The 21,101-nt window shown below is 62.2% G+C and carries 17 protein-coding genes; 12 read left to right on the top strand and 5 right to left on the bottom strand.

The window, feature by feature from the left end; translation table 11 throughout:
• From HHL24_RS16935 to HHL24_RS16880, 12 genes are all read left to right on the top strand, one after another.
• The coding region (locus tag HHL24_RS16935) for a phosphate acyltransferase (protein ID WP_268966721.1) at positions 1–324 on the top strand (324 nt) is incomplete at its 5' end.
• A gap of 651 nt (positions 325–975) precedes the next feature.
• Positions 976–2,307, top strand: a complete 1,332-nt coding sequence (locus HHL24_RS16930; protein WP_169486587.1) for an extracellular solute-binding protein — start codon at positions 976–978, stop codon at positions 2,305–2,307.
• A 7-nt stretch (positions 2,308–2,314) separates the two neighbouring features.
• Positions 2,315–3,232: a carbohydrate ABC transporter permease gene (locus tag HHL24_RS16925; protein ID WP_169486586.1), complete on the top strand. Its 918-nt coding sequence runs from the start codon at positions 2,315–2,317 to the stop codon at positions 3,230–3,232.
• A gap of 3 nt (positions 3,233–3,235) precedes the next feature.
• Entirely contained in the window at positions 3,236–4,123 is an 888-nt protein-coding gene (locus HHL24_RS16920) for a carbohydrate ABC transporter permease (protein ID WP_169486585.1), read from the top strand.
• 11 nt (positions 4,124–4,134) lie between these two features.
• A complete protein-coding gene (locus tag HHL24_RS16915) occupies positions 4,135–5,238 on the top strand; it encodes an ABC transporter ATP-binding protein (RefSeq protein ID WP_169486584.1) in 1,104 nt (367 codons plus the stop codon).
• Entirely contained in the window at positions 5,235–6,110 is an 876-nt protein-coding gene (locus tag HHL24_RS16910; RefSeq protein ID WP_169486583.1) for an FAD binding domain-containing protein, read from the top strand. The genes HHL24_RS16915 and HHL24_RS16910 overlap by 4 nt, the downstream gene beginning before the upstream one ends.
• Before the next feature lie 3 nt (positions 6,111–6,113).
• The gene (locus tag HHL24_RS16905) at positions 6,114–6,602 is read left to right on the top strand and encodes a (2Fe-2S)-binding protein (RefSeq protein WP_169486582.1); all 489 of its coding nucleotides are present in this window, start codon (positions 6,114–6,116) and stop codon (positions 6,600–6,602) included.
• Entirely contained in the window at positions 6,595–8,949 is a 2,355-nt protein-coding gene (locus HHL24_RS16900; RefSeq protein ID WP_169486581.1) for a xanthine dehydrogenase family protein molybdopterin-binding subunit, read from the top strand. Before HHL24_RS16905 ends, HHL24_RS16900 begins: the two co-directional genes overlap by 8 nt.
• A 15-nt stretch (positions 8,950–8,964) precedes the next feature.
• Positions 8,965–9,846 (top strand): NAD(P)-dependent oxidoreductase, encoded by an 882-nt coding sequence (locus HHL24_RS16895; RefSeq protein ID WP_169486580.1) that lies wholly within the window; start codon positions 8,965–8,967, stop codon positions 9,844–9,846.
• A 9-nt stretch (positions 9,847–9,855) separates the two neighbouring features.
• Positions 9,856–10,521: a CoxG family protein gene (locus tag HHL24_RS16890; protein WP_169486579.1), complete on the top strand. Its 666-nt coding sequence runs from the start codon at positions 9,856–9,858 to the stop codon at positions 10,519–10,521.
• A 188-nt stretch (positions 10,522–10,709) separates the two neighbouring features.
• Positions 10,710–11,849 (top strand): porin, encoded by a 1,140-nt coding sequence (locus HHL24_RS16885; RefSeq protein WP_329606682.1) that lies wholly within the window; start codon positions 10,710–10,712, stop codon positions 11,847–11,849.
• Between the two features lie 91 nt (positions 11,850–11,940).
• A complete protein-coding gene (locus tag HHL24_RS16880) occupies positions 11,941–12,252 on the top strand; it encodes an NIPSNAP family protein (protein ID WP_169486578.1) in 312 nt (103 codons plus the stop codon).
• Positions 12,253–12,343: 91 nt separating this feature from the next.
• Here HHL24_RS16880 and HHL24_RS16875 read toward each other — a convergent pair whose 3' ends face one another.
• The 5 genes from HHL24_RS16875 to HHL24_RS16855 all read right to left on the bottom strand — a co-directional run bounded on the left by HHL24_RS16875 (position 12,344) and on the right by HHL24_RS16855 (position 20,796).
• Positions 12,344–13,642, bottom strand: a complete 1,299-nt coding sequence (locus HHL24_RS16875) for an MFS transporter (protein ID WP_169486577.1) — start codon at positions 13,640–13,642, stop codon at positions 12,344–12,346.
• 224 nt (positions 13,643–13,866) lie between these two features.
• Entirely contained in the window at positions 13,867–14,688 is an 822-nt protein-coding gene (locus tag HHL24_RS16870; protein WP_169486576.1) for an N-acyl homoserine lactonase family protein, read from the bottom strand.
• Positions 14,689–14,965: 277 nt separating this feature from the next.
• The gene (locus tag HHL24_RS16865; protein ID WP_169486575.1) at positions 14,966–16,435 is read right to left on the bottom strand and encodes an efflux transporter outer membrane subunit; all 1,470 of its coding nucleotides are present in this window, start codon (positions 16,433–16,435) and stop codon (positions 14,966–14,968) included.
• Complete coding sequence (locus HHL24_RS16860; protein ID WP_169486574.1) at positions 16,428–17,615, bottom strand: efflux RND transporter periplasmic adaptor subunit; 1,188 nt, start codon at positions 17,613–17,615, stop codon at positions 16,428–16,430. The genes HHL24_RS16865 and HHL24_RS16860 overlap by 8 nt, the downstream gene beginning before the upstream one ends.
• A complete protein-coding gene (locus tag HHL24_RS16855) occupies positions 17,605–20,796 on the bottom strand; it encodes an efflux RND transporter permease subunit (protein WP_169486573.1) in 3,192 nt (1,063 codons plus the stop codon). Before HHL24_RS16855 ends, HHL24_RS16860 begins: the two co-directional genes overlap by 11 nt.
• Positions 20,797–21,101 lie beyond the last annotated feature (305 nt).

Here is a 21,101-nt window from a genome sequence, read left to right as displayed (position 1 = left end):
CTGCGCGAGCGCGCGCCGGAACTGCAAGTGGACGGCGAAATGCACGGCGACCTCGCGCTCGACGCGAATCTGCGCCGCGAAGTGCTGCCCGACTCGACGCTCGAAGGCGACGCGAACCTGCTGGTGCTGCCGAACATCGACGCGGCCAACATCTCGTACAACCTGCTGAAGACCGCGGCGGGCAACAACATCGCGATTGGTCCGATGCTGCTCGGCGCGGCCAAGCCGGTGCATGTGCTGACGGCTTCGGCCACGGTTCGCCGCATCGTCAACATGACGGCGCTGCTGGTTGCAGACGTTGTGGGCGGTCGTATAAACGGCTAATTCATCGGCCGCGGCCTGGCCACGCTGGGATGCGGCCAAGCAATCCCGCGTTGCATGATGCCTGCGAGGACACGCTCGCTTCGGCAACGCGGGCCGCATTGACTCGAATGACAATACTGTGCCTTCCGACGCGGTGATGGCGATGCACGTCCGAGCTTTTCGGGCCGACATGCCTTCACTGCTGCCGGCGCTGGAACTCACCTGCGCGTGACGCGCCGAGCGGTCTGCCGGTTCGGCGGATTCGCCGGGCCAGCATCCATCACTTTCTGACCGCCTCAGTCGCGTATGCGACTCACGTGCGTCCATTCTGGGCTGCCCTCTGTGCGTGCCCGATCTCTGCAGAATTCCCACCGCATTGCTCTTCCACAGCTCGTCCGGTATCAAGGTTGTCCATGTCAATCGTCGATCGACGATAAAGAATTGCGCGATCTGACGAGGAAATTCATCAGATCAAATAACGTAAAAGGCCTGAATTCGCTGGGATTATCTCACTTGGCCCGCGTCACCGACAGACAAAAAATTCCTGCATAAAAAATGTATGTCGTCAGTTGACGATTTATTTTCTCGAAGATATCGTCGCGTCTCAAGAGGTAGCCGGATCAGCGGCTACGCCACGTGTGAACAGCGCCGCGCAGGCGGTCGGAGCGAACCATGAGTAACGTCGTCAATAGATTCGGGAACAGTCGTCGTCGATTTCTACAGTTGTCGGCGGGCGCGGGGCTCGCTGCTTCCGGTTTGGTGGGTGGGATGTCACGGGCCTTTGCTGCCGACAGCGTGAATCTCCATACCTGGTCGGCCGGCGTCGATACGGTGAAGCGCTTGCTCGTGCCGTTTCAGAAGGAATCGGGGTTGAACGTCAACTACAACAACCTCCCGTTCGCGCAGTATCGCGAGGCGATGGTGACGAAGTTCGTCGGCCAGGCGCCGATCGATGTGCTGTGGGTGTCCGACGGCTGGCTGCCCGAGTGGGCCGACGCGGGCTGGCTCGCGCCGCTCGACGGCTATCCGCAACTGCTCAAGTACAACGGCGAGGTGCAGGACTTCTGCACCCAATCGATGCGCTACAAGGGTCGTCAGTACGGTCTCACGTACTACACGGACTACATGGCGTTTCTGTACGACGCCGACAAACTCGCCAAGGCGGGCATCGCGGCGCCTCCTGCAACGTGGGACGAATTGGTCGCGCAATCGCTGAAGATCAAGAATGCGGGTCTCTCGCAATACCCGCTGATGCTCTCGATGGCACGCGAAAGCTGGCTGATCGAGTTCATGTCGTCACTGGTGTTTTCCAACGGCGGTCGCTTTGTCGACGACAGCGGCAAGGCGGTGATGGACGATCCGAAGCACGGCGCGGTCACTTCCCTGCAATGGGTTGCCGATGCGGTCAACAAGCACCACATCGTTTCGCCTGCCTGCGTCGAGCTGGGCGAACTGAACGGTTTCAAGGCCGTGGCGTCGGGCAATCACGCGTTCGCGTTGTTGCCGCGCTACCGGATTCAGGCGCTTAACGATCCGCGTCAATCGCGGGTCGCGGGCCATATCAAACAGGCGTTGATGCCGGCCGGCCCGAACGGTTCGCACGCCACGGTTGCGTGGATGCGCATGCACGCGATGAGCGCCGCCGCCGGCGCCAACAAGACGCGGGCTGCTGAGGCGACACGCCTGATCGAAGCGTTCGGCGGACGATTCGACGGCCAGTACGCGTTCCAGAAAGCGATGTTCCTGGATACCGGCACGGCATTCGGCGTGAAGCCGCTCTTTAACGACCCGGAAGTCCGCACCGCGTATGAAAAGTACGGCGATTTCTCGATGTTCCAGAAGCAGCAGGATCTGGCTCGCAAGAAGGATGTGATCACGCGCTGGTTCGGCGAGTGGGACGAGACCAACGGAACCGCCTGGCAAGCCGCGATCCTCGGTCAATCGAGCGTCGCAGATGCGCTGAAGACGTCCGCGCAGAAGTGGACCGCATTGAGCAAAGCCTGAGGTCGATATGAGCGTTCAAGCCCTGGGCCGCCGCTGGCTTGCCAGACATTCCGTGGCGCCCTCCGATCAGCGTAGCGCGATGCTGCTGCTGACGCCGATGATGCTGGTGCTGCTCGCAGTCGCCGTGTTTCCGGTGCTTTACTCGTTCTGGACGAGCCTGTTCGACATTCATTTGACGCGCATGAGCAGCGTGTCGTTCGTCGGCCTCGGCAACTACATCCAGACTTTCCGCGATCCAATGTTTTGGGCGGCGGTCGAGCGCACCGCGTGGTTCACCGTCGTGTCGGTCCTCGCGATCATGGTCATCGCGACGCTGATGGCGCTATTGCTGAATCAGGAGTTTCGCGGCCGGCGCATCCTGTCGACCGCCTTGTTGATTCCATGGGCTATTCCGTATGTGGTCGACGGTCTGATGTGGAAGTGGATCTACGACTCAGGGTACGGCGCGCTGAACGGACTGCTGTTGCAACTGGGCGTGATCGGCCAGTACATGGTGTGGCTGGGCGACACGCACAAGACGCTGGCGCTGATCAGCAACGCATTCGTGTGGAAGGAAGTGCCGCTCGCGACCATCCTGCTGCTGGTGACGATGAAGTCCATTCCGGCGGACCTGTACGGGGCGGCGCGCGTAGACGGCGCCAACCTGTGGAGTCGATTCGTGCACGTGACGCTGCCGGCGCTGAAACCCGGTTTCATGCTCGTGATGATCTACGAAGCGATGATGGCGGTGCGGCACTTCGACCTCTTCTTCATTCTGACCGAGGGCGGTCCGGCCGACGCGTCGCACGTGCTCTCCTGGCACATCTATGTCGAGACGTTCCGCAACCTGTCGTTCGGCACCGGTGCGGCGGTCGCGTATGTGCTCGCGCTTGCCACGTTTGCGATGTCGTACGCCATTATTCGTCTACTCGGCAAGAGGCTCTAAGCGATGTCATCTTCTCTCTTTTTGAAGCGCCTCGCGCTGCTCGCCGGTTCAATCGTGATGTTGTTGTATGTGCTGGCGCCGGTTGCGTGGTTGCTGTCGTCTTCGCTGCAACGCGAAGCGGATATCACCTCCATTCCGCCACACTGGATTCCCCATCCGCCCACGCTGTCCAGCTTCAAGGCGATCGTCGCGGCGAGCACCGGAACGACGTCCGACGACGGCAACGCTGCCTTCGTTCCGTCTACCGCGCAGTACCTGCTGCCGGCGTTGCGCAATAGCCTCGAGGTCGCCGCTGCGGTGGTGTTGCTGAATCTGCTCGTCAGCGTACCGGCCGCGTATGCGATGGCGAAAATCCGTTATATCGGCCGCGATCTGTCGGTGTATTTCATGCTGGCTACCCGCGTGATTCCCGATATCGCGCTCGTCGTGCCGTTCTTTCTGTTCGTGCGCAAGCTCGGCCTGCTCGACAGCGTCGGGTCGCTGATCATCACCTATCTGGCGATCACGGTGCCGTTCAGCGTCTTCATGTTGCTCAGCTATTTCGAATCGCTACCGGACGAACTCGACAAGGCGGCTCGGGTCGACGGCTGCTCGCGGATTCAGGTGTTGCTGAAGGTGTTTTTGCCGCTTGCGGTGCCGTCGCTCGTCGCCGTCATCATGTTCACATTCCTGAGCAGCTGGAACGAGTTCCTGTTCGCTTTGATGTTTACGCAGACCGCCGCGTCGCAAACCGTCCCGATCATCGTCGCGTCGTTCACGTCGGATTTCACAACGAGCTTTTCGTTCATCAACGCAGCCGGCGTGGTCGCGATCGTGCCGCCTGTGATCATTGCCGTGGTATTCGAGCGTTACATCGTGTCGGGTCTGACGGCCGGCGCGGTAAAGGGTTAAAGGGAAGGGTCATGGCTCAAATCGAATTCAAGCAGGTGGGCAAGCAGTATGCGAACGGGCATGTCGCATTGGACAACCTGAATCTGCGGATCGAGGACAAGGAGTTCCTCGTTCTGCTCGGACCGTCCGGCTGCGGCAAGTCGACGACGCTCAACATGATCGCCGGACTGGAAGAGGTCACTCAGGGCAGCTTGCGGTTCGACGATGTCGAGGTGAACGGCTTGCCGGCGCACCGGCGCGATGTGGCGATGGTGTTTCAAAGCTACGCGCTGTACCCGCACAAGAACGTGTACGACAACATCGCCTTCGGCTTGCGGATGCGCAAATATCCGCCACAGGAGATCGATACGCGAGTGCGCGCGGCTGCAAAGTCGCTTGAGATCGAGCATCTGCTGGACCGGCGGCCTGGGCAGCTGTCGGGCGGGCAGCGCCAGCGTGTCGCGCTGGGCCGCGCGATGGTGCGCCAGCCTGCCGTCTTTCTGATGGATGAACCGCTGTCGAACCTCGACGCGGCGCTGCGCGTGTCGATGCGCGCGAGCATCAAGGCGTTGCATCAGTCGATGCAGACGACCTTCGTGTACGTGACGCACGATCAGGCCGAAGCGCTGACGCTCGCCGACCGCATCGTCGTGATGCGCCAGGGCGTCGTGCAGCAGATCGGCTCGCCCGACGACATCTATGAGCGGCCAGCCAATAAATTCGTCGCCAATTTCCTCGGCAGCCCGCCGATCAACTTTATTGACGGCATGCTGATGCAAGGCGACCACGGTTTGCGTTTTCGCAGCGGCGATCTTTCGCTCGCCCTCGATGAGGAGACGCAGTGCCTGCTTGCAGGATGCAGTGGCCGGGCCGTGTCGGTCGGCATTCGTGCCGAGGACATCGACGAGCATGGCGACGCGACCGATTGTTCGCTGACGGGCGACATCGCTTCGTTGCTGCCGGTCGGCTCCGATCAGTTTATCGGCTTGCAATGTTTGGGGCAGTCGATGTTTTTTCGTGTCGGCAAGGAGCGTTCCTGCAAGGTCGGCGAACGCGTGACTCTGTCGATCAACCGCCGCCGTCTGCACCTTTTCGATCAGGTGAGCGGCGTGAATCTGAAGGCACAAAACGCATGAAACCCGCAGTATTTTCGTATCACCGGCCTCACACGCTTGAAGATGCGCTGTCGCTGCTCGCGCTGCACGGCTTTGACGCCAAGGTCATCGCGGGCGGGCAAAGCCTCGCGCCGATGATGAACATGCGCTTTGCGCAGCCGGCGCATCTGATCGACCTCAACGCATTGCCGCAACTCAGCGGCGTGACGCTTGCGGGTGATTCGCTATCCATTGGCGCGATGACGCGCCATCACGAAGTGGCCACTAACAACACGGTGCGCGCCGCTTGTCCGCTGCTCGCGGAAGCGGCCGCGACCATCGGACACTACGCGATCCGCCAGCGCGGCACGCTTGGGGGCAGCCTTGCGCATGCGGATCCTGCTGCGCAAATGCCGCTCATTGCAAGCACGCTCGGTGCGCGCATCGAGATCGCCGGACCGGACGGCAGCCGTGAGGTGCCGGCCGGTGAGTTCCTGATTGCCGTGATGACGACCGATCTCGCCGCCGAAGAAATCATTCGAGCCGTGTATTTTCCGGTTGCACGCCCGGGCGAGCGGCACGCATTTGAACTCTTTAGCAGGCGGCACGGCGACTTCGCGATTGCGGCTTGCGCACTCACCGCCGTCGTCGACGGCAACAGATTCTCCAGCCTGCGCATTGGCCTCGGCGGCGTGGCGGATGCGCCGCTCGTGCTGAACGAACTTGCTGCGGACTTCCTCGGCGCGCCGGTCGATGCGCCGACGCTGGCTGCAATCGCCGACGCGGTGGCCGGCGCTATCGATCCGTACGATCAACCGGACATCAGCGCCGCGTACCGGCGCGACCTCGTCAGGGCGCTCACGGCGCGCGCGTTGCAACGTGCGACGCAGCCGGCCAACACGACCTCGAAGTGAGTTATGGAAAAGAAAGCAATTTATCTCAGTGTGAACGGTACCCATCACGAAGTGCAATGCGAGCCTCGCAAGCTCCTTTCCGATGCGCTTCGTGAAGACTGCCGGCTGACTGGCACGCACGTCGGCTGCGAGCACGGCGTATGCGGCGCATGCACGGTGCTGATCGACGGACGTCCGGCGCGCTCGTGCCTCGCGTACGCCGTTCAGATGGACGAAGTGCAGATCACCACGATCGAAGCCGTCGCGCAGGATGGCCGCCTCTCGCCGCTTCAACAGGCGATGCATGAGTGTCATGGCCTGCAGTGCGGCTTTTGCACGCCGGGCATCGTGATGACCTTCGAGGCTTATCTGCGCGAGCACCCAAGCCCATCTGAGGCCGAGGTGCGCGAGGCGCTTTCCGGCAACCTGTGCCGCTGCACGGGGTACCAGAACATCGTGCGCGCGATCCTGATCGCGGCTGAGCGGATGCGCGGGGAGACCGCCGATGTCTGAGCAGACGTTTCGCTACCTCAACAAGGCGGTGCCGCGCACCGAAGACTATCGCCTCCTGACGGGCTATGGCCGCTATCTCGACGATATCGAAATCGCGGGCGCCCTGCATGTGTGCTTTGTGCGCTCGCCGCATGCGCATGCGCGGATCGTTTCAGTGGATACTGCCGCGGCTGCTGGCATGCCCGGTGTCGTGACCGTCGTCACTGGCCGGGAGCTGGCGCAGTGGACCACGCCGATGCGTGTTGCCGCGCCGATCGAGGGCTTGTTGCCAGTCGAGTTCGCGACGATGCCGACCGACATCGTGCGCTTTCAGGGCGATCTTGTCGCGTGTGTGGTCGCCACGGACCGGTACCTCGCGGAAGATGCGGCGGAGCAGGTCGTGGTCGAGTTCGAGCCGTTGCCTGTGGTGACCGATATGTGGCAGGCGCTCGAAGCCGATGCCGCGCAAGTCGACCCCGGCGTGCCCGGCAACCTGGTGTCGCACCAGACGTACTCGAACGGCGATCCGCAGCGCGCGAGCCAGCAAGCTTACCGCGTGATCGAGGCGACCTTTCAGCAGCAGCGGCAGACCCATGTGCCCATCGAAACGCGCGGTTGCGCAGCAGTCTGGGATGCCGGGCGCGACCACCTGACGTTCCACATCGGAACCCAGGTGCCGCATCCTTTGCGCACTCAGCTCGCGCAACGGCTCAGGCTCAGCGAGTCCCAGGTGACGGTGATTTCGCCCGATGTCGGCGGGTCGTTCGGCCAGAAAATCGCCTTGTACCGCGAAGAGTTGACCGTGGCTGCACTCGCGCGTCATCTGAAGCGGCCGGTGCGCTGGCGCGAAGACCGTCTCGAGAATCTGACCGCAGCGGCCAATTCGCGCGAAGACTTCTGCCGCACGCGCGCCGCGGTGGATGAGCATGGCACGTTGCTCGCGCTCGATCTGGAGATGCGCGAAGACTTCGGCGCGTATTGCTTCTTTCCGGCGAACTACCTCGCGCGCGTCGTCGCGATGGTGTTGAGCGGACCGTACCGGCTGCAGCACTACGCGTTCGACGTGAAGATCGTGCTCAGTCACAAGTGCGGCAATGCACCCATGCGCGCGCCGATGTCCATCACCAGCTGGGTCATGGAAGGCACGATGGAAGCGATTGCGCGCGAACTGAAGCTGGATCCGGTCGAAGTACGCCGCCGCAACCTGTTGACGCCGGAAGAATTGCCGTACCGCACGGCCACCGGCGAATTGCTGGCCGACATCACGCCGTCGCAAACCTTTGAGGCGGTGCTGGCGGCCTTCGACTACGACGCGTTTCGCGCACGGCAGCAGGCCGCGCGGGCGGCCGGCCGCTATCTTGGGCTTGGCTTGTGCAATGTGGTCGAGCCGACGACGTACGGTTCGCGCTTCTATAAATCGGCCGGCATTCCGGGCTCGGGACACGAGGCAAGCTGGATCCGTATCGAGCCGAGTGGTGTCGTGAACGCCTCGGTGGGTCTCGGCCCCAGCGGACAGGGCTATGAAAGTGCGATGGCCAACGCGGTAGCCGAAGGTCTCGGTGTGCATCCGTCGAGCGTGCGTATTCATCTGGGCCACACCGATATCGCGCCATACGGAATGGGCAGCCGCGGCGCCCGCAGTGGCACGGCGGGCGGCGGCGCGCTTTATTTGTGCGCGCTGGATGCGCGCCGCAAGGTGCTCGCCATTGCCGCCGGTTGTCTCGAGCTGCCGGACAGCGACTCGCTTCGGCTTGTCGATGCGCGCGTCGAGCGCCGTAGCGGCGACACGTGGGTCGACGCGGGTCTAACGCTCGCCGACGTGGCGCGGAGTGCCTACATGGATCCGACTTCGCTGCCGGAGGGCCTCACGCCTGGCCTCGAGTTTCACCTGACCTACGATCCGCCGCCGATGACCTACTCGAATTCGACGCACGGATGCGAGATCGAGGTGGACGTAACCACCGGTGCGATCCATTTTGCGCGCTACGTGATCGCCGAAGACTGCGGCACGCTGCTCAATCCCACCGTGGTGACAGGGCAGCAACACGGCGCAGTGGCGATGGGATTGTCCGGCGCGTTGTTCGAACATACGCGCTACGACGAAACGGGACAGAACGTGACCGGCTCGCTTGCCGACTACCTGATCGCCACGTCGACCGAATTACCCAACTTCGAGATCATCCCGTTGCATACGCCTAGCCGCGCGACGGCGGCGGGCATCAAAGGGATGGCCGAAGGCGGCGTGATGGGCGCGCTCGGCGCCTTGACCAACGCCGTGAACGACGCGCTAGCGCCATTCGGCGTGGTCGCCGACCGTCATCCTTTGACTCCTATGCTGTTGCGCGACCTGTTGCGCGACAAACTCTGACCGGATCAGACAATCATGAATCAATCTGCAATCAAACCTGCTATCGGCTTTATCGGCCTCGGCATCATGGGCGCCTCGATGGCGGCGCGGCTCGCCGCAGCCGGCTATCCGCTACACGTCTATAACCGTACGCGTGCGAAGGCCGAGCCGCTCATCGAGGCGGGCGCATCCTGGCACGCCACCCCGAAGGCGCTCGCTGAAGCCTCCGACGTGGTCATCACGATCGTCGGCACGCCTGACGACGTGAGCGCGCTGTACCTCGGCGACGACGGTCTGATCGCGAACGCGCGGCGCGATGCCGTGCTGATCGACATGACGACCTCGAGCCCGCAACTGGCCGAAGAGCTAGCCACGCATGCTGCAGCCCGCGGCGTGCACGTGCTGGACGCGCCGGTTTCGGGCGGCGATGTCGGCGCGCGCGAGGGGCGGCTGTCTATCATGGTGGGCGGCGCGGCCGATGTGCTCGCGCGGGTCGAGCCGATGCTGCGCTGCCTCGGCACGAACATCGTGCTGCAAGGCGGACCGGGTGCGGGTCAGCACACCAAGCTGTGCAATCAGATCGTGATCGCATCGACGATGCTGGGCGTGTGCGAAGGCCTGGCCTATGCGCGCAGCGCCGGGCTGGATGCGCAGACCGTGTTGAGCGCGATCGGCGGCGGCGCGGCTGGCGGCTTCCAGTTGAATAACATGGGGCCGCGCATTGCGAAAGGCGATTTCGCGCCTGGCTTCTTTATCGAGCATTTCATCAAGGACATGCGGATTGCGCATGAGGAAGCGGCTCACATGGGATGTGAGTTGCCGGGGCTGGACCTGGTGCGCAGTCTTTATCAGGAGCTCGCCGAGCAAGGTTTTACGCGCAACGGCACCCAGGCGCTCTTCAAACTCTACGAATGCTGAGGAGCCGCGATGAAGCTAGCTGATCAATGCATTCTCCCCGCACGACCCGAGGCCGTGTGGCGTGCGCTGAACGATCCCGCCGTGCTCGAGGCGTGCCTGCCCGGGTGTAAATCGCTCGCGATGTTGGACGACCGGCATTTCGAGTCGACCGTGCAGATTCGCGTGGGTCCGGTGGCGGCGACCTTCAAAAGCAATGTGGAGCTGTCGGATCTTGATCCACCCAGGGCTTACACGATCGTCGGCACGGGCAATGCGGGCGCAGTTGGCTTTGCGAAGGTCACCGCGCGCGTGCAACTCGAACCGGAAGCCGAGACCACGGTGCTCGCATACGACGCGGATGTCGAAATCGGCGGAAAGCTAATGAGCGTGGGGTCCCGCCTGATTCAGTCCGCGGCGGGCAAGAATCTCGACGCCTTCTTCGGCGCGCTGAAGGCGCACATCGAAAAGGAGGCGGCGCCCGTGGACGCCATGCAAGTTGTCGAGCCGGCGCCGCAGACACAGCCGGACGACGCGCCACTCACCCGCGGCGTGCAACCTCAGGCGCATGGCGACACGAAGCCGTCCGCCGTCACGCCCAAACCCGGCCCGGCATCGGGTCTGCGGGTCTGGCTGGTCGGTGCAGGTTCGGGGGTGCTCGGTTTGCTGGTGGGATTTCTGATTGGGCACGCGGCCTGACGGTCCGCGTTGCGATGGTGGCGCCCGGCCTGCATGCAGACCGGGCACCGCTTTGAGAAGTAAAGAGCCTCGGCGCTGCAATGCGTGAGCGCGCTGCGCGTGGATCACAAGCCGTTCCAGTGGCAACCTTGTTCGTTCTGTAGTTCAGCGTTTGATCAAATCAACTTTTTCATTCGACAGGATTTCTCGTGAGCAAAAAAATAGTTGTCCTAATAGCGCTGGCCTGCCTTGCAGAGGTCGCTCAGGCGCAAAGCAGCGTGACCCTCTACGGCGTCGCCGACGATGGCATTACCTACACCAACAATCAGGGCGGCCATGCCAATTACCAGACCTTCAGCGGTGGTATGGGCGGAAGCAAGTTTGGCCTGCTGGGCAGTGAGGATCTAGGCGGCGGCATGAGCGCAATCTTCCAGCTCGAGAGCGGCTATGACGTAAATAGCGGCAAGCTCGGCTATAACGGCCGGTTGTTCGGCCGTCAGTCATATGTGGGCTTGTCCGGAAACTACGGCAGCGTGCGCCTTGGGCGGCAGTATGACTTCATGGTGACCAATCTCCAGCCGCTGACTTCATCGCTGGCGTTCGGCGGCTCGCTGTCGTCGCATGCGGGCGATGTGGACGGAATCTGGGGCACGTATCCCGTCAGCAACGCGATCAAGTACGTGAGTCCGACGTATCGCGGCATCACGGCGGGCGCGCTCTATAGTTTCGGTGGCGTGCCGGGTTCGGTCGGCGACTCGCGGCAGTACGGCTTCGGCCTGAGCTATGCGAACGGTCCGCTGAAGCTGGCGGCCGCCTATCTCTATGTGAACAACCCGGCAGTGACGCGATTTGACGGCACCACGGGAGCGACAGCCGGCGAGGCGTTTACGAATCCTGTAACGAACCCGATTTATAGCGGCTACGCCACCGCGCACAGCATGCAGACGCTCGGAGTAGCCGGCAACTATCAGTTCGGCGCCACGACATTGGGCGCGCTTTACACCGACACGCGCTTCAGCAACGCAGTAGCGACCACCAGCACCACGTTCCAGGGTTCTGCGGCACTCGGCTCGTACGAAGCGTTCGTCAGTCATAGCTTCACACCGGCTGTCATGGCGGGTCTGACCTACGACTACACGTCGTCACCGCATGCGCACTACAACCAGCTGGCGGCGGGGTCCGAGTATTCATTTTCCAAACGTACTTTCACTTACCTGATCGTTGCCTGGCAACGCGCCAGCGGCGTCGATTCGACGGGACACGCTGCGGTAGCGGATCTGACTTATCTGTCACCTTCGTCGACGCCGAATCAGGTCGCGGTGCGCGTGGGCATCCGACACAGCTTCTAACCTGGAGTGGAGTACAGGGCTGCCGGGCGGCGCGACAGCGTGCTCGGCGGCCATCGTTTTGTGAGCGTTTGAATTGCAACAGGAGGCAATCATGTTGGTGGAAATGCGTACGTACCAGATTACGGCAGGAAAGGTGGGTGAGTTTCTGCAAATCTACGAGCGCGAGGGGCTCGCGATCATCAGTCAGTACGCGCGGCTCAAGGGCTGCTGGACAAAAGACTCGGGCACGTTGAATTCGGTCGTGTTCTGCTGGAGCTATGAGGACTACGCGCATCGCGCCGCGCAGCGCGCGAAGCTCGCAGCGGATCCGCGTTGGCAAGCCTTCACGCCTCGCATCCTGCCGTACCTGGTGCATCAGGAATCGGTGTTCCTTGCGCCCGTGCCGTTTTGCCCGGCTGACTGAAGCAGCAGAAAAGGTGAAGTTCTCTGACTGGGCGAGCGTCGTGAAGGCGTGTGGCGTTGCGCGCGTGTGAAGCCTCGCGGCTACCCCGGGCTCAGGTACGGCCTACATTCGGCTCCGCCGTCTTATCACGCTGACGCCGTGGTTTGGCGGCATCCTTGATCAACATCACGAACGCGCTCGTGCCAATCAGACAGAGGCCCATTACCAACAGCCCGGCGGAAAACGAGTGGGTAAATGAACGCGCGTAGCCGACGAAGTAAGGCCCTCCAAATGCCCCGATCATGCCGATACCGTTGATCATGCCGCTGATTCGTGCCGTCACTTCGGGCGGCACGAGTTCGGTGGCGATGGACCAGAGTACCGGCTGCGATCCGTAAAGTGTCGCGCCGGCGATCACGAGTAGCGCCATGTTCGCGACGAACGGATTGGACTCAAAGGTCTCGCCGCCAACCAGCAGGGCCAGGCCGGAAATGGCCAGCGGTATCGCGGAAAAGAGCCGCCGGTCCAGTTTGCGGTCGGACCAGTAAGTCAGGATCGGCATGAGCACGATCGCGAACGCGTAGGGAATCGATGAGAGCCAGCCGATGTCCGTCGACGAAAGCCCCGGCTGTTGATGAATCACGCTGGGCAGCCAGATCACAAAGCCGAGGAAGCCGGTGTTCCAAAGCAGGATCGCCGTTGCAAAGAGCCACACCGCCGGACGCCGCAACTGCGCGCTGAATGACACCGGTGTGGGGGAGGGGGCTTGCGACGTGTGCCATGTCTTTTCCGAGTCGAGGCGTTCGAGCAGTTGCGCGCGATCGGCAGCTTTCAACCATTTCGCGTTGCGCGGCGAATCGGCTACGCCCCACAGCCACACAAATACCCATACGAGCGGAAACACGCCCTCGATGATGAACAACGTGCGCCAGTCGCCGATCTTCAGGATGTAGCCGGCGATAGGACCGCTCGCCATCGCGGCGAACGGGTAACAAAGTTGCCAGATACCATTTGCGCGAGCACGCTCGGACGGTGCAAACCAGTTCCTCACGAACAGCAGGAACGTCGGGAATATGCCGCCTTCGAACACGCCGATCGCGAAGCGAACCGCGACCAGCTCCTGCGCGTTGTGGACGAAACCCTGCGCCATTTCGATCGCTCCCCACAGCACCATCAGCATGGCAATCAGCGCCTTGCCGTGGCCCTTGTCGGCGATCCAGCCGCCCAGAACCTGGGAGGCGCCATAGCCGAGAAACAGCACGCCTGACGCGAATCCGAGTATCGAGGCGGTCAGCCCGAGCTCCTTGCCCATCGACGGAATCGCAAAGCCGATGTTGGTGCGGTCCATGAACGCGATGATCAAGGTCATCATCATCACGGGCAGTAAGCGAAACCATCTTTGCTTCATCATCTGTCTCCATGTTTCGCGTGTATGCCGACAAGGCAGCAACCGGCCCTGCGCGACAGCACGTGTTTATTTTTGTATCGCTACGTGTTGAAAAATATCCCGGCGTGGCATCGCGACGATCCTGGCCGCCTCAGCATGCAATGCACTGCACGAAAACCTGCTCAGGCAGCGCAGGAGTTGAATCCGATCTGGCGCCGCCCTGCGAACCCGGGGTCAAACCTTCCGACTCACGCGTAGCGATGTGGCGCCGGTTGCCACTTCTTCCAGAAGTCGGGATCGTGGCAGATCACCAGTTCACCGCCGAAGAACTCACACAGCAGGCGCAGCCGCGCGATCGATGCGATCGCCTGTTCGGTCGTGTGCGCATTGCCGGGCGGCGAGTCGGGTTCGAGGTTGGCTGGGCAGAACACTGCATCACCGGTCATGAACATGAGCGTGCCCGACGGCAGACGCACCATCAGCGATTGATGTCCCGGCGTGTGGCCCGGTGTCGTGAGCACGGCCACGCCGGGCTTTATCACCTGATCGCCGCGCAACAATTCATAGTCGATGTCGCAATCGAAATAGGCGCGCTCGTACGGCCGCGCGGCAAAGCTGTCAGGCTGATACGCAAAGCGGTATTCCGAACCCTGTACCAGAAAGCGCGCGTGAGGGAATAACAGGTTGCCGCCCGAGTGGTCCCAGTGGAAGTGGCTGTTGATGACGATCTTGACGTCCTCTGGCGTACGACCGAGCTCGGCCAGCCGTGCGCGAATGTCGTCCTGTCGGTCATAGCGCGCGATCATTTCGGAAAAGCGCTTCATCGACAGGCAGCGGGCGGCGCCATCATTGCGTTCGCAGTTATGCGGCAGAAGACCGGTATCGAACAGAATATGTTCACCGTCCTTCATTTCGACAAATGCGCCGGTCACGGGAACCTCGACCCGCGTGCCCATTCCGCGGCGCATCGTCAACGACGACTGGTCGTTGATCAGTGTGCCGAGGTTGAACAGGGAAACGCTTTTGACCAGCGTTTCGGTTGTGCCGGACAGGCTGGCTGACACAGTCATCGTCTCCTTCCCTTTTGCCGGCCGATTCCGTCATGGTGGTGCCCCAGTTTGCCACTAGCAACCAGACACACCGGGGGGTGTTTGCAACGAGTATGCTAGTCGTCGCCCCTCAGAAGAAGCAGTTTTTTCTTTCTTCAAAACATAAAATTTCTTTCGATGGACTCCCGCTTTCTTCAGAGTTTTGTCTGCGTGGTTGAATCGGGGCAGACACCTCGCTCGATCTGTATCGGGAAGGCAAGGGAACGCTCATCTGATCTCCCGCGCCGCGCAGAGGCGGTCAATTCGCGCTGCGTTCCGTTGCTGTCGCGACGAGTGCAGGCGCTGCAGCCACTTGAGCGAGTTCATCGCTCGACCATCCACCGCCGAGCGCATGCAGCAGTTGCACATTCGCGCTCAGCTGGCGTGTCTGGATATCGAGCACGCTGCGTTGCGCCTCGAGCGAGACGGTTTGCGCCTGCACGACATCGAGGTAACCCACTGTGCCTTGGCGATATTGGCGTAACGCGAGGTCGACCGAGTACTGCGCGGCGTTTGCTGCATCCCGTTGGTCACTAAGCGCCGTGCCGAGATACGACAGCAGGGCGAGATTGTCTTCAACCTGCTGGAATGCAGACAGCACCACGCCGCGGTAAAGTTCTCCCGCTTCTTCGGTTGCGGCCTTGGCGGAATCGAGTTGCGCGCGACGATACCCTCCGTCGAACACGTACTGCACAAGCTGCGGGCCGATCGCCCAGAACAGATTGGGCGCGCTCACCAGGCCGGCATAGGCTGCGCTTTGCACACCACCCTGCAAACTCAGCGTGATGTCCGGGAAGTAGGCCGCCCGCGCGACGCCAATTTTTGCGTTGGCCTCAGCCACCCGGCGCTCCGCCGCAGCGACGTCGGGCCGTCGCTGCAGCAGCGTCGAGGGCAGGCCGGTTGGAATCGCCGGCAAGGCGATGGCGGCGGTTTGTTGCGGCAGGCTGAATTCGGACGCGGAGGTTCCAACCAGCACCGCGATCGCGTGTTCAATCAGAGCCCGTTGCGCCAGGTTCTGTGACAGCTCCGACTTCGCCGACGAAAGTTGCGTTTGCGCTCGGGAAACGTCGAGGCCCGACACGATCCCACTGTTGTGCAAGGTTTGCGTGAGTTGCAGGGCCTTCGCATACGCCACGACAGTCTCGTTCAACAGCTCGGTTTGCTGATCGAGGCCGCGCAAGCGGACGTAACTGTCCGCCAGTTCGACCTGCAGACTCAGCCTGACCGAGGCCAGATCGGCCTTGGTCGCCTGCGCCTCGTCTTTGCCGGCCACCACGGAGTCGCGCACGCGGCCCCACAGGTCGAGGTCGTAGTTGATTTCGCCGCCAAGCGTGACGGAGTTGTAGTCGTTCGGGCCGCCCGCGCGCAACGGCCGGTTATCGGACTGACGATCGCGCTGCGGCACGGCGCTGGCACTGATCGACGGGTACAGTCCCGATTCGACCTGCGCCACGAAAGCCTGCGCTTGCGCATAGTGTGCGTACGCCGCGCGCAAATCGGTGTTGTTTGCCAGCAGGCGCGCTTCGAGATCGTCGAGCTGGGCGTCGCCATACATTTTCCACCAGCCGTTGCGGTCTATCCGGTCGGCCGGCTGTGCCGTGGTCCACGGGCCAACTGTCTTGTATTGCGCCGCGATCGGTGTCGGCGGGACCTGATATTGCGGCGCGAGCGAGCACGCGCTGAGTGCGACGACGCTCGCGAGAAGCGCCGGAAGTCCATACTTAACCATGTGCCGCTGCCTTCTTGTCGGTCGCCGTCGCAACTTGCACGTTGTCGCCGTCGGCGAGTCCGTCGGGCGGTGTATCGATCACGCGATCGGTTGCGGCGAGCCCCGAGCCGATCTCCACTGAGTCGCCCAGATCGCGGTTGATCTTCACCTGCTTGAACCGCACGTGACCGTTCGCGCCAAGCGTGGCGACCACGACGCCGCGGCTATCGAAGACGAGTGCGCTGGCCGGTACACGGAGCGAATCGGCGGAGGCGGGCAACGAGAATTTCAGACTGGCGAACCCACCCGGCAGCAGCTTGCCGTTCGCGTTGTCAACCAGCAGTTGAACCAGCGTGGTTCCCGAGCTCGAGTTAACCGAGTCTGCCGCCGCAACGACGCGCGCGGTGAACTGCTGGTCGGGATACTCGGGGACGCTCAGGATGGCGGTCGTGCCGTCGTGTATCGCCGGCGCGTAATTCTGCGGCACCTGGACATACACGCGTAACTGCTTGACGTCGGAGACCGCGAACAGCTCCTGTCCTACCCCACCGCTGCCGGCGTTGACCAACGCGCCGACGTCGGTATCGCGGGCGGTCACCACGCCGTCGAATGGGGCGACGATGCGCGCGAAGGCCTTGGTGGCGACGAGGCGGTCGACGTTGGCCTTCGCGGCCGCAACGATCGCCTCCTTGGCGGTGTAGTCAGCGGTGCGTTGGTCGACATCCTGTTGGGCAACGGAATCGGTGCCGCTTAGCGCTTCCCAGCGCTTCGCCGTCGTACCCGCAACCAAAGCATTCGCCTGGGCACTCTGGAGATCGGCGCGTGCCTGCAATAGCTGCTGGTCGAGCTCAGGCGTTTCGATTTCGGCGAGCACCTGGCCCGCTTTGACCGGCGCACCGATATCGACACTCCATGATTTCAGATAGCCGCTGACCTGCGCAAAGATCGGCGCCCGCGTAAACGCTTCGAGGCGGCCGGGCAGTTGCAGCGAGGGGCCGTTGGCGTCGCGCAAGGGCTGGATCAGGTTGACTGTCGGCACGGCTTGGGCGTCGGTCCAGGTTTTCAGCTTGCGGGCATCGGCGGCTCGCAGCGTGAGGCCGGCAACGACGATGCCTAAGGCGACCAGCAAGCCGACCACGCCTGCTACCAGAAGCGGGCGGCGCGACGGTGTATTAGTGGGAAAAGTAGATTCAGATGACATGAGCAGGACCTCCCGAGACGGATGCCGGGGTAGCCGCGCGCCCGGGGCGCGCGTGCACGATACAAAAAATGACGGGGACGAGGAACAGCGAAGCGGTGGTCGCAAACAGCAGACCGCCGATTACGGCGCGGCCAAGCGGCGCGTTTTGCTCACCGCCTTCGCCGAGGGCGAGTGCCATCGGCGCCATGCCGATGATCATGGAGAGCGCGGTCATGAGCACGGGGCGAAAACGCGTGAAGCCCGCTTCGAGGGCGGCCTTGAACGGGTCGCCGTGTACGGCAAAACGTTCGCGGCAGAAACTGACGACCAGAATCGAGTTGGCCGTCGCCACCCCCATGCACATGATCGCACCGGTCAATGCGGGTACCGAGAGCGTCGTGTGGGTCGCGAACAGCATCCAGACGATACCTGCCAACGCGGCAGGCAACGCGCTTACGATCACGAACGGGTCGGCCCACGACTGGAAATTGACCACGATCAGCAGATAGATCAGCACCACCGCACCCAGCAAGCCGAACAACATGCCGGCAAAGGCGCTGTTCATCGTCTGCACCTGGCCGAGCAGCGCGACGGCCGAGCCCTTGGGCAAGGTGCTTGCGTTGTCGTGCACGATGCGCTGAATATCGGATGCCACCGCGCCGAGGTCGCGGCCCTGGGTGGTCGCGAAGATCTCGACCATGGGCTGGATGTTGTACTGGCTGACAACCTCATTGCTGCTGGTGCGTTCGACTGTCGCCAGACCACCGAGGATCTGGGCGGCGCTTCCGCCGCTGGCCGTGATCGGAAGATTTTGCAAGGCGGCGAGCGAATCGAGGCTGTATTGCGGCGTTTGCATCACGATCGGATAAGAGACACCGTTCGCGTTGTTCAGCCAGAACGTGGGCGCGATCTGGCTGGAACCTGCGAGGTTCACCACCATGCTGTTCGTCACATCGCGCTCGGTGATGCCGAGCAATTGCGCGCGTGTGCGGTCGACATCGACGTTGAAAGTCGGGTTGCCGTGCGACTGCGCGATCCGCGCATCGACCACGCCCGGAACATCGCGAACCTGGCGCAGCAGAGTGTCCGCGTACGCGTAGTTGGCGTTCAGATCATTGCCGCGAATCTGCAGGTCGATCGGCGCCGGTGAGCCGAAGTTCAGGATCTGACTGATGATGTCCGCCGGCGGGAACGAAAACGTGACGCCCGGGAATTCCCGCGGCAATCTCTCGCGCATGAGGCGAACATACTCTTCGGTTGGGCCATGCCCTTCGTTCAGCGCGATCTGGATGTCACCGTCCTGCGAGCCGACCGTACCGGTGTTGTTGTACGCGGTGTTGATACCGCTGACCGGCAGACCCATGTTGTCAACCACGGTGCCGAGATCCGCCGGCGGGACGATCTGGCGGATCGCGCCTTCGACGTCCGCAAAAATCTGCGCGGTTTTTTCAACGCGAACGCCGACCGGTGCGCGCACATGCAACAGGATTTGTCCGGAATCGACCGAAGGGAAGAAGTTGCGGCCGAGGAACGGCACCAGCGCGAACGAGAGGGCGACAAAGCCGAGGAAGCCACTGACGAACGGACGCCGGTGGGTCAGCGCGAGTTCGAGCAACCCACGGTAGACGCTACGCACCTTTTCAAAGCGCGCTTCGAAGCCACGCTGGAAACGCCCAAGCGGACCGGGGCTCCCGGTTTCATGGGCGTGTTCGCCTTTTACATGCTGTTTCAGCAGGTATTTCGCCATCGTCGGCACAAGGGTTCGCGACAGGATGAACGACGAAATCATCGCGAAGATCACCGCTTCAGCCATCGGCACGAACAGGAAGCGTGCGACACCGCTCAGGAAGAACATCGGCACGAACACGATGCAGATACACAGCAGCGAGACGAATGCTGGCGTGACGATCTGCGCGGCACCGTCGAGAATAGCCGTCTCCACCTCCTTGCCGTGCTCGAGGTGCCAGTTGATGTTTTCGATCGTCACCGTGGCATCGTCGACCAGAATCCCCACCGCTAGCGCGAGACCGCCGAGCGTCATGATGTTCAACGTCTCGCCGAGGGCGGATAGCGTGGCGATGGAGCCCAGGATCGCGAGTGGGATTGAGGTGGCGATGATGATCGTCGAGCGCCAGCTGCCGAGGAACAGCAGGATCATGAGGCTCGTCAGCACGGCCGCGATCACACCCTCGCGCGCCACGCCGGTGATGGCCGCCCGTACGAACAGCGACTGGTCGCCGATGGGCTCGATCTGCAGGTTATCGGGCCACGAAGCTTTCCCTGCAGCAAGGCGCTCCTTGATACCGGAGATGATGCCGAGGGTCGAAACCGAACCGTTCTTGAGTACGGACATCAGTACCGAACGCCGGCCGTCGACGTGCACGATATTCGTCTGCGGTGGGCTGCCGTCGCGCACATTCGCAATGTCACGAATATAGACCGTAGTGCCATTGGCCGCCTTGACGGGCAGATCGCCCAAGGCTTTGATTGCCGACGGCGCATTGTTCAGTTGCAGCGTGTACTCGTAGTCACCGATCTTTTCCGTGCCGACCGGCGTGATCAGGTTCTGGCCGGCAAGTGCGTTGGCGACGTCCTGCGCGGACAAGCCGCGCGCCTGGAGCGCCACCGGGTCGACGTCGATCTGCACCTGACGTGTCTTGCCGCCGAACGGGTAAGGAATCGCTGCGCCTGCGACCGTCGTGAGAATCGGGCGCACTGCATTCAGGCCAAGGTCAGCGAGGTTCTGTTCAGAGAGTCCTTTGCCGGACAGCGCCAACTGGATGATCGGCACGGTCGACGCGTTGTAGTTCAGGATCAGCGGAGGCGTCGTACCTGCAGGCAACTGCCGCAATTGAGTTTGCGCGACCGAAGTCACCTGCGCATTCGCCGTGCTGATATTCACCCCCGGCTGGAAGAAGATCTTGATGATCCCGAAGCCGGCGACCGATTCCGCCTCGATATGCTCGACGTCGTTCACGGTTGTGGTCAACGTACGTTCGAATGGCGACGTGATGCGGCCGGCCATCTGGTCCGGCGGCAGCCCCGTGTATTGCCACACGACACTAATCACGGGAATTCTGATATCCGGAAAAATGTCGGTAGGCGTTCTCATCGCGGACAAAGGACCGATGATGAGGATGAAGATCGCCAAGACTACGAAGGTGTAGGGTCGCCGAAGGGCGATACGGACTAGGCCGAGCATGAGAATTCCAGAGCTTGGGGTAAAACGTAAGAGTGTCTTGGTGGAGGCTAGCGCGGCATGCGATGACCCGAAAAGACACGCGCAACGAAGAAGTCTGCCTTGGGACAGGTGCCGATGTGCCGCAACGCAACTAAAGCGCGAATGTACACAAAGCTCAGCATTCCTGCTGAAGGACAAATGAAAAGTCAGGCACGTATGGATGCCGGGTAAGCTCATTTCGCTTTGCTTGCACGTACCGGGAATACCTTGTCGTTGCTGGACAGAGTGGTGCCTGGCAAGAACCGGACACAGACGCACGAGTGTCA

Source organism: Paraburkholderia polaris (assembly GCF_012927345.1).
Taxonomy (GTDB): domain Bacteria; phylum Pseudomonadota; class Gammaproteobacteria; order Burkholderiales; family Burkholderiaceae; genus Paraburkholderia; species Paraburkholderia polaris.
Note: the sequence above shows the minus strand (reverse complement) of the source record. Positions and strands in the feature narration are given on the sequence as shown.